This is a genomic window from Streptococcus sp. HMSC072G04, assembly GCF_001813295.1.
Lineage (GTDB): Bacteria > Bacillota > Bacilli > Lactobacillales > Streptococcaceae > Streptococcus.
On the sequence record NZ_KV812039.1, the window covers coordinates 1 to 383 of the forward strand.

1 protein-coding gene is annotated in these 383 nt (G+C 45.7%); it reads left to right on the forward strand.

The annotated features are described in order from the left end of the window. On the forward strand, nt 1-383 hold a 383-nt coding region (locus HMPREF2904_RS09275), incomplete at both ends, for an SSURE domain-containing protein (RefSeq protein ID WP_176744623.1).

Consider the following 383-nt stretch of genomic DNA (forward strand, 5'->3'; position numbering starts at 1 on the left):
TATAAAGCTACTATCAAGGTGTACGGCGCTAAAGATGGCAAAGCAGATTTGACTAACCTCGTAGCGACTAAAAATTTGGATGTCAACTTGAACGGCTTGACCACTCCAGCTGAAGTGCAAAAAGGTGTGGCTGACAATACCAAAGACACAGTGGATGTCCCAGCTACCTACTTGGATAAAGCGAACTTTCCAGGCCCATTCACAGCTGGTGTCAACCAAGTTATCCCGTACGAATTCTTCGCTGGTGACGGTATGTTAACTCGTCTTATCTTGAAAGCATCCGACAAGGCTCCATGGTCAGACAATGGTTCAGCTAAAAATCCCGCCCTTCCACCAGTAGAAAAATTGGGCAAAGGTCTCTACTTCTATGAAGTGGATTTGGC